Genomic DNA, 12,619 nt, shown 5'->3' with positions numbered 1-12,619 from the left:
TGGCATGCACGAGCGGCAATGGCGGGCACGATCGGGGATAGCGATGAATTGGACCAAAGAAAACTACCTGGTATCGACCGACGCCGCCTTGCTGCAGCTCGACGTCATCCATGCCAATCTCACCCGCAGCACCTGGGCTGCGGGAATCGACGCGGCGACCCTGCGCAAGGCGGTCGAGAACAGTCTCAATTTCGGGTTGTACGACGATGGCCGGCAGATCGGCTATGCCCGTTTCATTACCGATCATGCGACGTTTGCCTATATGGCCGACGTGTTCGTGACCGATGCGTATCGCGGCATGGGACTGGGACGCTGGCTGGTCGAATGCATGCTGGCGTATCCCGGCGTGGAAGGCTATCGCCGGCTGCTGCTGGCGACCACGACGGCCGCCTGGCTGTATGAAAAGCTGGGATTTTCGACGCCGGAGAATCCGAAACTGTTCTGGCAGGTGAATCGGCCGGATATCTACAAAAGATAGCAGCCGAGCTCAGCGCAGCAGCTTCAACCCCGGCGGCAGCGCGTCGCCGAACATGCGCGTGCTGCTTTCCTGGTCGAGTTCCACCACCTCGCGCACCATCGCCGACCAGCTGGCCGGTGCGCCGCCGCCGGCCAGCTTGTGCAGCACCTGCTCGCGCAAGGCCTCGTCGATGTCGCGCGTGCGGTCGCCCGTCTTGCGCGCCAGGTGGGCGGCGGCGAAGCCGGCCGGCTCGATGCGCCGCCAGTCCAGTGTCAACAGTTCGGCGATCCAGCGCCCGGCCGCATCGCTGGGCGCGACTTCGTGGGCGCTGCCGTGCAGGGGCGCGCGCGCACCCACGCGCGCGAGCGCCCACAGGTAGCGCGCGTAGGTCGCGGCGGCTTTCGGGTCGGGTTTGGGCATGGGCGGAATCGCCATGATGCGCTTGACCATCCAGTCGCCGATCTCGGCCTTGTAGGCGGCCGGGATGCGTTCCAGCGACGCGCCCAGGCGCAGCATGTCGTCCTCGCTGCCGTCGACCAGGGTGGCGGGGCGCTTGGCCCGCTCGGCCGGCTCGGCCTGCAGGTTGAAGGCGAAGTCGTCGAGCAGGCGCAGCTGCGCTTCCAGCGGGAGCCCCCGGCGACGCGCCGCCACAGCGTCCACCACTCGGCGCGCACCTGGCTGTCCTTGGAGTATTGCGCCCCCAGCGGGAACAGCGCCCACAGTCCCTCGATGCGCCATTCGTCGAGCGGATGGCCGAAGCCGGGGCGCAGGCACCAGCCGGCCAGGTTCAGCCAGACGCGTTCGTGTTCGTTCGAGCGGCGCCGGCCCTTGGCGCGTTCCGTCAGCGCGTCGAACAGGCGGCGCAGCAGCGGCGTCTCCCAGCGCTCGCGCGCGCCCAGCAGGTGTTCGAGGCTGGCGCGCAGCTGGCGCACTTCGCGCGTGTCGACCTGCTGGTTGCGCGCGCCGAAGATGCGGTCGATGCGCTTGATGGCCTCGTCGATGTTGGCCGCGACCTTGGCCGGCAGCGCAGTGTCGTCGCCGGCTCGGGGCTCGTCCTGATCGCCGCCGCGCAGCTGGAATTCGAGGCGCCAGCGCTGGCCGCTGCCGTCCTCGGCGACACAGTGCACCTCCAGCGTGCCGACTTCCGACAGCGACGCCGCCAGCTGCACCGGGATCTCGGCCGCGCGTTTGTCACGTGCCTGCGCGTCCGCCTGCGCGCCCTCGCGCGCGCGCAGGACCGTGGCGATGGCCGGCAGGCGCACCACCGCGGCCGGGTCGAGTTCGACCAGGTCGCCGGCGCGCACCGGCTGGCCGCTCGGGCCGTTCGCATCGGCGACCGTCGAGACCAGGTGGAAGCGCACCGGCCGGCCCAGGCGCAGCGCGAAGCTGCGTTCGGCCAGCAGGGTTTCCTCGCCGGCCCGGGCGCCGCGCGGGAGGATGCAGACGGCGTGCAGCTTGTCCGGCTGCGCGCCGCGTTCGCGTTGTCCAGCATCGTCCAGCAGCAGATAGTAGCTGCGCGCCGATCCGCTCTCGATCGTCGGCGCGAAGCCGGCGCGCGCCAGCGAATAGGCGACCGCGCCACGCGCCACCGCCACGTCGGGGTCGAGGTTGTGCAGCACGGTGACCGGCGCGCCGCGCCAGTTCGACAGCGCCTCGGCCAGGCGCGCGGCCAGCGCCGCGCCGCGGAACACGCCGCCGTTGAGCAGCACGGTGTCGGGCACCGGCATGCCGGTGCCGTCGGCCAGGCCAAGCGCGGCGCGCGCCGCCTGCGCATGCTGGCGCAGGAAATCGGCCAGGTGGCGCGTGATGGCCGCGTCCTGTGCGTAGGGCAGGCCGAATTCGACGATGCCGGCGCGTGCGCGGCGGGCGCCTTCGCGCGCGTCGTTCAGCGGAAAGAAGCCGTCCAGCACAAGGCGTTCGATGTCGGCGCGCGTGAGCGTGACCGTGCGGCTGGCGCCGATCAGGCGCGAGCCGGCGCCCAGCAGCGTCACGCCGACCTGCTCGGGCCCGTCGGGCGCCAGCAGCTGCTCCTTGGCCGCGCGGCAGCGTTCGGTGAGCTGGGCCAGGCGGCTGGCCGACAGGCGCTGGGCTGGCTGGCTCCCCTGGCCGGTTTCCGCATCGCCGGCCAGCCGCGACTCGACCAGATGCGCCAGCGCCAGGTCCATGTTGTCCCCGCCCAGGATCAGGTGGTTGCCGACGCCGATGCGGGTCAACTTCGGCGCGCCGCCGGCGTCCAGTTCGACCTGCACGAGGCTGAAGTCGGTGGTGCCGCCGCCGACGTCGGCGACCAGCACCAGCTTCGTTTGCGCCAGCTCGGCGGCCAGCGTGTCGCGATGGCGCTGCAGCCAGTCGTACAGCGCGGCCTGCGGCTCTTCCAGCAGGCGCAGCTTCGTCAAGCCGGCCATGCGCGCCGCCTCCAGCGTGAGGGCACGCGCGCCTTCGTCGAACGAGGCGGGAATGGTCAGCACGACTTCCTGGTCTTCCAGCGCCTGGCCGGGATGCCGGGCATTCCAGGCCGCGCGCACGTGCGCCAGGTAGCTGGCGCTGGCGGCGACCGGCGACACCTTCGGCACGTCGTCCGGCGCACCCCAGGGCAGGATGGGCGCGGTGCGGTCGACGCCATGGTGCGACAGCCAGCTCTTGGCAGATGCAACTAACCGACCAGGCGTCTGCGCCCCCAGCGAGCGCGCAAGCCGCCCGAGCGCCACGTGCGCCAGGCCGGCCACGTCGTCCTGGCGCCAGGGCAGCTGCAGCTCGCCCGGCGCCAGTTCGGCCTCGAACAGGTGATAGCGCGCCGAGGGCAGCAGCGGCCTTGGCGCGACTTCGCCGGGCGCCACCAGCTGCGGGATCGGAAAGGTCTCGACCTGCTTGGCGCCGGCCGGCGCGTAGGCCAGCACCGTGTTGGTGGTGCCCAGGTCGATCCCGATCAAGGTCCGGGCAGGTGAGCTGGCCGCTGGCTTCACTGCGTATCGGGAGCGCTGCGCACGTCGAACTCGATCTTCCAGCGCTGGCCTTCGCGCGCGACGGCGACCAGCTCGAGCGTGCCGGTCTCGAGCGCCAGCGCGTGCAGCCTGACCTGCACCACGTCGCCCGGCGTGCGGCCCTCGGCCGGCAGGTCGGCCTGGATCTCGTTCAGCTCCTGCAGCTCGTCCGGGCCCCAGAACTCGAGCACGTCGCCGATGCGGTCCTGGCGGCGGGTGCTCGAACCGAAGAAGCGGAACACCACCGGCTCGCCGACCACCAGGCCGAATTCCTGGCCCGGCAGTTCGAGTTCGCTGCCTTCTTCCATGCCGAACGGCGCCACGCACAGCGCGGTGATCGGCGGCTCCATGCCGGGAATCGCCGGCATCGACGACTCCACGCCGACGTAGTACGAACGCGCGGTGCCGCCGCGGATGCGCACGCCGCCGCCACGGCGCGCATAGCCGTAGTAGGCCGCGCCGCGTGCGACGGCCAGGTCGAGGTCGGCGCCTTCCAGCATGCGCGCGGCTTCCGCGCCTTCCATGTACAGCCAGTCGTTGATGGTGTCCATCACGCGCTGGGCCAGGATATCGGACTTGAACACGCCGCCGTTGAACAGCACCGCGCTAGGATGCAGGAAGGTGTGTTCCGGGTTGACCTGGCCGTTGAAACCTTGGAGCTCGGCGGTGGCGCCGGCCTGGCGGCCCAGGAAGGCGGCCAGGTGGCGCGTGATCGCCGCGTCCTGGGCGTAGGGCAGGCCGACTTGCGTGAGGCCCGCGCGCGTGCGCGTGGCCGGGCGCGCGCCCGCTTCCACGCGCGGGAAGAAGCCGTCGGTGATGAAGGCGGTGACTTCGTCGCGCGTCAGCTCGGTGCGGATCGAGCCGCCGATCAGTTTCGAGCCGCGGCTGGGCACCACGATCGGCCAGGTGGTGGCATTCGCGTCGGCCAGCAGGTGTTCCTTGGCGCCGCGGCAGGCGTAGGTCAGGGCGCGCATCTGCCAGGCGTCGAGCTGGGTGCCGTTCGCCTGCAGCTTGCGCGCGACCAGGTGCGCCAGGGCGAGATCCATGTTGTCGCCGCCCAGCAGGATATGGTCGCCGACGGCGACGCGGTGCGGCTCGAGGTTGCCTTCGCGTTCCAGGATGGCGATCAGCGAAAAGTCGCTGGTGCCGCCACCGACGTCGACCACCAGCACGATATCGCCGGCTTTGACCTGCTTGCGCCAGCCGCCGCCGCTGCCTTCGATCCAGCTGTACAGCGCCGCTTGCGGCTCTTCCAGCAGAGTCGGGTCGTGGTAGCCGGCGTTGCGCGCCGCTTCGGCGGTCAGTTCGCGTGCGGCCGGATCGAAACTGGCCGGAATCGTGACGGTGACGGCTTGCTGCTCGAACGGCGCCTCCGGATGCGCGGCGTTCCAGGCTTGCCGGATGTGTTCGAGGTAGCGCGTCGATGCGGCGAGCGGCGACACGCGCTCAACCTCGGCCGGTGCATCCTGCGGCAGGATCGCGGCGCGGCGGTCGACGCTCGGGTGGCTCAGCCAGCTCTTGGCCGAGGACACCAGGCGGATCGGCGTGCCGGCGCCGCGCGAGCGCGCCATCTCGCCGACGACCGGCGCCGGCTGGCCGTTCGACCACGGCAGCGCCAGTTCGCCAGGGGCCATCTCGTCCGGGTGCGGCAGGTACAGGAACGACGGCAGCAGCGGCAGTGCCTCGACGGTGCCGGGGGCGCTCAGTTGCGGCACCGGCAGCACGCCCTGGTCGGCCTTTTCGCCGTCGCTGGCTTGCAGGTCGACGTACGACAGGGCGCTGTGCGTGGTGCCCAGGTCGATGCCGATCGCGTAGCGCGCGGTGTCGTTGGCAGTCGGGTTGGTCGCGGCGTCGTTCACAGTTCCACCTCCGCCGGGGCGATGATGCTGGCGTCATGCTGCTCGGCCAGCTGCGGCAGGCGCACGTCCTTGGCCTTCCAGCCGCGGTGCGACAGGGTGCCGGTGAACGGCGCCTTGCCGACCACGTTGCCGGTCAGGCGCACGCTGGCGGCGTCGAAGCCTTCCGGCAGCGTCACGCGCGCGCCTTCGAGCTCGCTGCGGATCGCGGTGATCGTGAAGTGCTCGCGCAGCACGCGTGCGCAGCCTTCGTGCACCAGGCGGGCGGCGGCGCCGATGTCGGCGTCGGCGTAGACCGTGATGTTCTCGTTGGCGAAGTCGATCAGGCGCGCTTCGCGTTGCAGCAGGCCGAGCAGCTGCAGGGCGGCGTCCGGCGTGGCGATGCGAAGCGGGGCAGGCGCCGGAGCGGGCGCGGGGCCGGCGCCGCTGCAGGAGCGGGAGCAGGCGCCGGGGCCGGGGCGGCGATCGGGCCGACCTGGTCGTCGCGGATGCGCGCGGCGTACTGGGCGTCGCCCAGGGTCTTGAAGAAGGCGCCGAAGGCGAGGGACAGCCTGCTCAAGAAGGAAGGCAGTTGGGTCGGTTGGCTCATGTTCTTGTGAATGCTGCTGTAAAAACGCGCATGATACCAGTTCGATCACAATCGGTTATGCGCACCGTTGACCCGGCAACACGCCCTCTGGCGCTCGGGTGGCTGTCCGGATGGCGGGCCGGTTGGCCGGTCAGATGGCCGGATCGCCGGCCGGCGCGCCATCGGCATCGTTGGCTGCGCTGTTCTGCTGGGCGGCGCGGGCCAGCAGCGCGCGTGCGTAGGCGTCGAAATCGTCGAGGCCGCGCTTGATGATCGTCACCAGGGCCGGCAGCGGGGCGGCCTGGTAATCCCATTCCGAGCGGCAGAATTCGCCGGTGCGCTTGAGGTCTTCGCCCAGTGCGGCGTCGATCCAGCCGTGATCCGCCAGCAGCGTGATGACTTCGCGCTCGTCGTACGCCGGGCCGAGGTCCGCCTCGCCGAGCAGGTAGTCGCCCATCTCGACCGCCGCCTCCCAGGCGCGGATCACGTTGAGCGTGGCGGCGTCCTGGCGCGTGATGTCGCCGACGAAGGTGGTCGGGTCCTTTTCGTACTCGTCGCGCGCGCGCTTGCAGCAGCGTTCGATGGTGCCCATTTTGCTCACCAGCAGATCTTCGTCCATGTCTTCCTCATTCGATTTGCTTCCAACAACAGAGACATCAAAGGGGCATCGACGTACCGTCGCGAGCATCGCAGTCCCGAAATGCAAAGCGCAGCAGGTAATTCGAGCCCCACCACACGTTACAACAAGAGCAACTGGCCTGCCGCACGTATGGACACAATTTGTAATCAAACGCCGGGCTCCGGACATTTTTCCGATACATGAGGCGCACACAATGGGGTTTCTCAACCCATCTGGAGTCTTCATGAACACCGCTTATCGTGCTGCTTATCGTGCTGCTGCTGTCGCTGTTTCCCTGGCCGCCTTCGCCGTCACCGTCCCGGCCTTCGCCCGGCAGGCGCAGGACCCGGCGCAGGGCCAGCACCAATGGCAGGGACAGCGCATGACGCCGGAACAGCGCGCACAGCGCATGGCCGAGCGCTTCAACGCCGCCGACACCAACCATGACGGCAAACTCAGCCTGGACGAAGCGAAAGCCGGCATGCCGATGGTCGCACGCCACTTCGACGAGATCGACACCGGGCACGCCGGCGCCATCACGCTCGAGCAGATGAACGCCTATGCCCAGGCGCACATGGGCCAGCGCCAGCATGGCGGCGGCGGCGGCGGCAACGGCGGCAGCGGCAGCTGATCCGGCCGCTGTCGGCGGCGCCGCTCAGCGCAGGAAGGTCATAGCAGGAACAGCAGCGCCGCCACGCAGGTGGGGGCGAGCGCCCCCAGCAGCAGCCCGAGCGTGCCGATCGATTCGTCGGCGAAGCCCTGGCGCAGCAGCGCCGCGCCGGCCGGATTGGGCGCGTTGGCGATCACGGTCAGCCCGCCGCCAGCGACCGCACCGGCCACCAGCATGTACTGCTGATGCTCGCCCAGGCCGGCGATCAGCGAGCCGAGGTAGGTGAGGGCGGCGTTGTCGGTGATCGCGGTCAGGCCGAGCGCGCCGAAGAACAGCGCGGTCGGCTCCAGGCTGGAGACGACCGGCTGCAGCCACCATTGCTGCATTCCGCCCAGCACCACCAGCCCGGCCAGGAAAAAGCCGACCAGCAGGCCTTCCTTCAGGATCAACGGGTCCTGGTAACGCTGGTAGGCCTGCGTAAAACCCAGGAACAGCATGAACAGGCCGAGGAACAGCACCGGGTGATGCGCCAGCAGCACCACCGCGGCGAGGAAGGCCAGGTGGATCAGCGTCACCAGCAGCGGCACCGGGCGTCGCGTATCGGCGGCCTCGGCGCCCGCATCCGCCGAGGTGGCGGGCGACTGCAGATGCCGGCGCAGCAGCAGCGTCGCCACGCTGGCGTTGACCAGCACCGCGATCAGCGCGCGCCAGCCGAAGCGACCCAGCATGAAACCGCTGTCCCAGCCCCAGGCATCGGCCACCATCAGCACCGGCGGCGCGGCGTAGGCGGTGAGCGTGCCGCCGATCGAGACGTTCACGAACAGCACGCCCAGCGCCGCGTACTTCAGCCATTCCGGCATCCCCTGGCGGAACACCAGCGGCGCCAGCGACAGCGCCGCCAGCGTCATCGCGGCCGGCTCGGTGATGAGCGAGCCGGCGAGGGGCACCAGCGCCAGGCCGAGCCAGGTCAGCGCCATCTCGATGCGCACCCCGGCCACGCGCACGCAGACGCGCGCGAGCATATGCAGCAGCGCGCGCACGGCCTCGAGCACCGGACGCGAGGCCGCCACCACCATCACCACGAACACGAACAGCGGCTCGCCGTACTGGCGCGACTCGGCGTAGTCGATCGCCGCGCCGCCGCTGTCGACCAGCGCCATCGCCGCGATCAGCACGCAGGCCCAGAAGCCGAACACGACTTCGACCTCGCCCAGCAGGTGGAACAGCCCGGCGTGGCGCGGATGGCGGTGCGCCAGCACCTCGAACAGGTGGGTGGCGAAGGTGTGCACCAGGGCGAGCGCGAACAGGACCAGGCCGATGGTCTGCATGGTCGTGGTCATGCGGCGGCGGCTCCGTTTGGTTTGTCGTGGCGGTTGCGGATGTGAGTCATGATAGGAAACAACAATGTAAATATCGCTATTATTTCATTGATTGGCAGCCTGCGTAGCCGTGCTCGTGCATATGGCCCCTGCACCGCGCATGCCGCCAGCATGATCCGCGCGGTCATTGTTTGTCTCAACACCCGTCGCGCCGGCGTTTTTCGTGAAAAGCTCATGCATTTGCGCAATTTCAGTCAACGTCATGTGAGGGTGGAATGCTTAACGCTTTATTGGCGATGTTTGGAACGCTGGCGATCCTGGTCAGTATCGTGGCAAAGCTCGTCTGGCTGCGCGCTGGAGCGAAGCCGAACGACATCGCCAGTCCGGACAAGCCGGAAAATACGCTGCCGGCATTCACTTCCGTGCGTAGCGATCGCGCCGGTCGCCGGGTGCAAAGGCGCGCACGGCAAGCGTCCTTGCGCAGGCAAGTACCTTGCGTGAGCACAAAACCGGTCTGCTCAGCCCAGCATTCCAAAAGATAAACCTTGCCAAAACATGATGATGCGAGTACTGTATAAACATACAGTATTGCTTTGCATCATCTATGAATTGCTCAGAGTCTACATCTGCGCCGGAGTCCTTGCACCCGTCGCTCTGGCGCGCCTCGCAACTGGCGCGCGCCGGCATGCGCTGCGTCGATACCGGCCACCCCGCGCTCTCGGCCCAGCTGCCGGGCGGCGGCTGGCCGACCGGCGCGCTGGTCGATCTGCTGCTGCAGCAGCCCGGCATCGGCGAGATGCGCCTGCTGCGCCCGGCCCTGGCCGCGGTCGCCAAGCGCCGCATCGTGCTGCTGCAGCCGCCGCATCCGCCGCAGGCGCTGGCGCTGGCCGCGCTTGGGGTAGCGCCGTCGCAGCTGCTCTGGCTGCGCGCCAACCGCACGGCCGACGTGCTGTGGGCCGCCGAGCAGGTCTTGCGCAGCGGCAGTTGCGGCGCCTTGCTGTGCTGGCAAAACCAGATTCGCAGCGACGCCCTGCGCCGCCTGCACCTGGCGGCCCAGTACGGCGAGACCCTGTTCTTCATGCTGCGTCCGCTGGCGGCCGGCCAGGACGCCTCGCCGGCGCCGCTGCGCTTGGCGCTGCGGCCGCAGGCCGGCGGCATCGAGATCGATTTCGTCAAACGCCGGGGACCGCAGCGCGATGCGCCGCTGTTCCTCCCATTGTCTTCCTACCTGTCCTATCGCCATGCGTCTGTGGATCGGCCTGCACCTGCCCCGGTTGTCGCTCGAGGTCTTCAGCCCCAGCTGGTGCACTGACGCCGGCGGCGTCGTGCTCGAGCATGAACGGGTGCTGGCCGCGTCTCCGTGCGCGCGCGCGGCCGGCGTCCAGATCGGCATGCGCCGCGGCGGCGTGCTGATGCTGATGCCCGAGGCGCAGCTGCACGAGCGCGCGCCCGAGCGCGAGGCCGAGGCGCTGTTCGCGGTGGCGCTGGCGCTGCTGCAATTCACGCCGCAGGTGGCCGAAGCGGAGGAAGCGACATTGCTGCTCGACGTCGGCGCCAGCCTGCGCCTGTTCGGCGGCGTGCGCGCGCTGTGCCGGCGCATCCTGGCGGTCGTGGCGGCGCTCGGTTTTTCCGCCACGCTGTCCTGCTCGCCCACCGCGCGCGGCGCCTGGCTGCTCGCGCGCGCGGGGGCGGGCGGACACGCTCGTGCGGGCGCGAACGCGCGCGCGATCGCGGGCCGGCCGCTGCGTATGACTTCGCTGGCGCGCCGCCTCGACCGGCTGCCGGTCACGCTGGCGCCGCCGGCGCGCCCGTTCGCCGACTGGTTCGAGGGCCTGGGCTGCCGCACGCTGGGCGAGCTGCAGCGCCTGCCGCGGCCCGGCCTGCAGCGGCGCTGCGGCCGCGCGCTGCTCGACCTGCTCGACGCCGCCTATGGCCTGGCGCCCGAGCTGCACGAATGGATCGAGGCGCCGGAAGCCTTCCATGCGCGCCTGGAACTGTTCGACCGCATCGACGACGCCGAGCTGCTGCTCGAGGGCGGCCGGCGCCTGCTGCTGCAGCTGGTCGGCTGGCTGGTCGCGCGCCAGCTGGCGGTCGAGCGCATCGTGCTCAAGCTCGAGCACGAGCGCGGCCGCATCGCGCGTCCGCCCACTTGCGTCGAAGTCGCGCTGGCCGAGCCGGCCTGGCGCGACGAGCACCTGGTGCGCCTGCTCAAGGAACGCCTGGCCAAGCTGGCGCTGGACGCGCCGGTGATCGGCCTGGCGCTGGAAGCGCAGCAGGTGCAGCCGATGGCGCCCGTGAGCGATTCGCTGTTTCCCGAGCCGGGCGGCAGCGAGGAAGACCGGGTGCGCATGCTGGAGCTGCTGATCGCGCGCCTCGGCCCCGACAACGTGCTGCAGGCCGTGCCCAGCGCCGATTATCGGCCCGAGCAGGCCAATGTGTGGGTGCCGGTGCAGTCGCAATCGCAAACCCGCATCCGCGACAAGGCCGGCAACGCCCAGCTCCCGCCCGACGGTATGACGCTGCCGCGCCCGACCTGGCTGCTGGCCAAGCCGATCGCCCTGCTGATGCGCGAGCACCGGCCGTTCTACGGCTCGCCGCTGCGCATGGCTTCCAACCCCGAGCGCATCGAGGCCGGCTGGTGGAACGGTCCGGAAACACGCGATTACTTCATCGCCGAGGGCAGGGATCACACGCTGTATTGGGTGTACCGCGAGCGCATCGGCGCCGACGATGCGGAGCCGCGGTGGTTCTTGCATGGCCTGTTCGGCTAGCTTTGCCGCTTCCCCACCTGCGCATGCTGCTCGCCCAACTCCCCCGCAATCGTCGGAATCAGCTCGGATACGGTCGGGTGAATCGCCATCACCTGGTCAGCTGCTTGCAGCTCATCCCGCCAGCCATCGCGGCCAGCACCATGTGCACGGCCTCGTCGCCGCCCGGGCCGAGGATGGCGGCGCCGAGGATCTCGTCCGTGTGGGCATCGGCGACGATGCGCATCGAGCCCTGCGCTTCGCCTTTCTCGACGGCGCGTCCGACCCGCGTCATCGCCCGCTTGCCGACGCGCACGGCGCGGCCCTGCGCCAGCGCCTGTTCCTCGCTCAAGCCGACCCGTCCCAGCGGCGGATCGATGTACAGCGCATACACGGGGATGCGCTCATCCACCGAGCGCGGCTCGCCGTCCAGCAGGTTGGCGGCGACGATCTCGTAGTCGTTGTACGCCGTGTGGGTAAAAGCGCCGCGCCCGTTGCAGTCGCCCAGCGCCCAGATGCCCGGCACGTTGGTCGCCAGGCGCCCATCGACCTCGATGTAGCCGTGCGCATCGGTACGCACGCCAGCTTCATGTAGGCCCAGGTCGTCCGTGTTCGGCACGCGCCCGGCCGCCACCAGCACGTGGCTGCCGACGGTCTGCTCCTTGCCGCCGTGCGTGAGCACCGCAACGCCGTCCGGATGCGCACGCACCTCGATGCATTCGGCGTCCACCTTGAACACGACGCCTTCGGCTTCCAGGATGGCGCGGATCTCGTCCGAGACTTCCCGGTCTTCGCGCGGCATCAGGCGCGGACCCCGTTCCACCACCGTCACCTGGGCGCCGAAACGGCGGAACATCTGCGCGAATTCCAGGCCGATGTAGCTGCCGCCGATGACGACCAGGTGGCGCGGCAGTTCGCGCAGCGTCACCATGCCGCTGCTGCTGAGCCAATCGACCTCCTCGAGTCCCGCGATGTTCGACGCGGACGCGCGCGCGCCGACGTTGATGAAGATCTTGTCGGCCTCGAGCATCCTGGCGCCCACCCGTACCGTGCGCACGCTCTCGAAGCGGGCATGGCCGCGAATCAGCCTGCAGCCGGCCAAACCCTCGATCCACTGTTCGAGTCCGCTCCGGCTCTTGGCGACGATGGCGCCGGTCCGGTCGTTCACGGCCGCCATGTCGACTGCGGGCGCACCCGGGATGGTCACGCCGTATTCGCCGGCGCGCGCGGCCAGGCGGGCGACGCGGGCGCTCGCCACCATCGCCTTGGTGGGCGTGCAGCCGACGTTCACGCAGGTGCCGCCGACCAGCTTGCGCTCGATGATGGCAACCGTCATGCCGGCCGTCGACAGGCGATTGGCCAGTGCGGAAGCGGCCTGGCCCACGCCGATGATGATGGCGTCGAATCGTTCGGTGGGTTCAGGCATGGCGGTCCTTTTGTCGGCGCCGGCGCGCTCGCCCGG

At 69.9% G+C, this 12,619-nt stretch carries 7 protein-coding genes and 3 pseudogenes; 4 read left to right on the top strand and 6 right to left on the bottom strand.

Annotation, left to right across the window (positions count from 1 at the left end):
• The first annotated feature begins 43 nt into the window (after positions 1–43).
• Positions 44–478, top strand: coding sequence for a GNAT family N-acetyltransferase (locus FA90_RS12750; protein ID WP_036169224.1), 435 nt, complete (start codon positions 44–46; stop codon positions 476–478).
• Positions 479–487: 9 nt separating this feature from the next.
• On the opposite strand, the pseudogene FA90_RS12745 reads toward FA90_RS12750, so the two are convergent.
• The 4 genes and pseudogenes from FA90_RS12745 to FA90_RS12730 all read right to left on the bottom strand — a co-directional run bounded on the left by FA90_RS12745 (position 488) and on the right by FA90_RS12730 (position 6,481).
• A pseudogene (locus FA90_RS12745) lies at positions 488–3,420 on the bottom strand (Hsp70 family protein).
• Positions 3,417–5,297, bottom strand: a complete 1,881-nt coding sequence (locus FA90_RS12740; RefSeq protein ID WP_051971752.1) for an Hsp70 family protein — start codon at positions 5,295–5,297, stop codon at positions 3,417–3,419. Before FA90_RS12740 ends, FA90_RS12745 begins: the two are co-directional and overlap by 4 nt.
• Positions 5,294–5,883 (bottom strand): annotated as a pseudogene (locus tag FA90_RS12735) (DUF2760 domain-containing protein). Before FA90_RS12735 ends, FA90_RS12740 begins: the two are co-directional and overlap by 4 nt.
• Before the next feature lie 130 nt (positions 5,884–6,013).
• The gene (locus FA90_RS12730; RefSeq protein WP_239700723.1) at positions 6,014–6,481 is read right to left on the bottom strand and encodes a DUF86 domain-containing protein; all 468 of its coding nucleotides are present in this window, start codon (positions 6,479–6,481) and stop codon (positions 6,014–6,016) included.
• Positions 6,482–6,725: 244 nt separating this feature from the next.
• Between FA90_RS12730 and FA90_RS12725 the strand changes: the two genes are divergently transcribed.
• Positions 6,726–7,112: an EF-hand domain-containing protein gene (locus tag FA90_RS12725; protein ID WP_239700720.1), complete on the top strand. Its 387-nt coding sequence runs from the start codon at positions 6,726–6,728 to the stop codon at positions 7,110–7,112.
• 38 nt (positions 7,113–7,150) lie between these two features.
• On the opposite strand, the gene FA90_RS12720 is transcribed toward FA90_RS12725, so the two are convergent.
• Positions 7,151–8,431 (bottom strand): putative Na+/H+ antiporter, encoded by a 1,281-nt coding sequence (locus FA90_RS12720; protein WP_036169223.1) that lies wholly within the window; start codon positions 8,429–8,431, stop codon positions 7,151–7,153.
• A gap of 583 nt (positions 8,432–9,014) precedes the next feature.
• Here FA90_RS12720 and imuA point away from each other — a divergent pair.
• Positions 9,015–9,722, top strand: a complete 708-nt coding sequence (imuA, locus tag FA90_RS12715; RefSeq protein ID WP_036169220.1) for a translesion DNA synthesis-associated protein ImuA — start codon at positions 9,015–9,017, stop codon at positions 9,720–9,722.
• Complete coding sequence (locus FA90_RS12710; RefSeq protein WP_036169218.1) at positions 9,652–11,181, top strand: DNA polymerase Y family protein; 1,530 nt, start codon at positions 9,652–9,654, stop codon at positions 11,179–11,181. The genes imuA and FA90_RS12710 overlap by 71 nt, the downstream gene beginning before the upstream one ends.
• Here FA90_RS12710 and FA90_RS12705 read toward each other — a convergent pair.
• Positions 11,178–12,583: pseudogene (locus FA90_RS12705) on the bottom strand (FAD-containing oxidoreductase). The gene FA90_RS12710 and the pseudogene FA90_RS12705 overlap by 4 nt on opposite strands.
• Positions 12,584–12,619 lie beyond the last annotated feature (36 nt).

The organism is Massilia sp. 9096 (assembly GCF_000745265.1).
Lineage (GTDB): Bacteria > Pseudomonadota > Gammaproteobacteria > Burkholderiales > Burkholderiaceae_D > Telluria.
The sequence above is the reverse complement of the archived record's forward strand: the minus strand, read 5'-3'. Positions and strand labels throughout refer to the sequence as shown.

Coding starts and splice junctions, on each gene's coding strand:
- FA90_RS12720 (WP_036169223.1), bottom strand. CDS start 8,431: ATGACCACGACCATGCAGACCATCGGCCTGGTCCTGTTCGCGCTCGCC.
- imuA (WP_036169220.1), top strand. CDS start 9,015: ATGAATTGCTCAGAGTCTACATCTGCGCCGGAGTCCTTGCACCCGTCG.
- FA90_RS12750 (WP_036169224.1), top strand. CDS start 44: ATGAATTGGACCAAAGAAAACTACCTGGTATCGACCGACGCCGCCTTG.
- FA90_RS12725 (WP_239700720.1), top strand. CDS start 6,726: ATGAACACCGCTTATCGTGCTGCTTATCGTGCTGCTGCTGTCGCTGTT.
- FA90_RS12730 (WP_239700723.1), bottom strand. CDS start 6,481: ATGGACGAAGATCTGCTGGTGAGCAAAATGGGCACCATCGAACGCTGC.
- FA90_RS12710 (WP_036169218.1), top strand. CDS start 9,652: ATGCGTCTGTGGATCGGCCTGCACCTGCCCCGGTTGTCGCTCGAGGTC.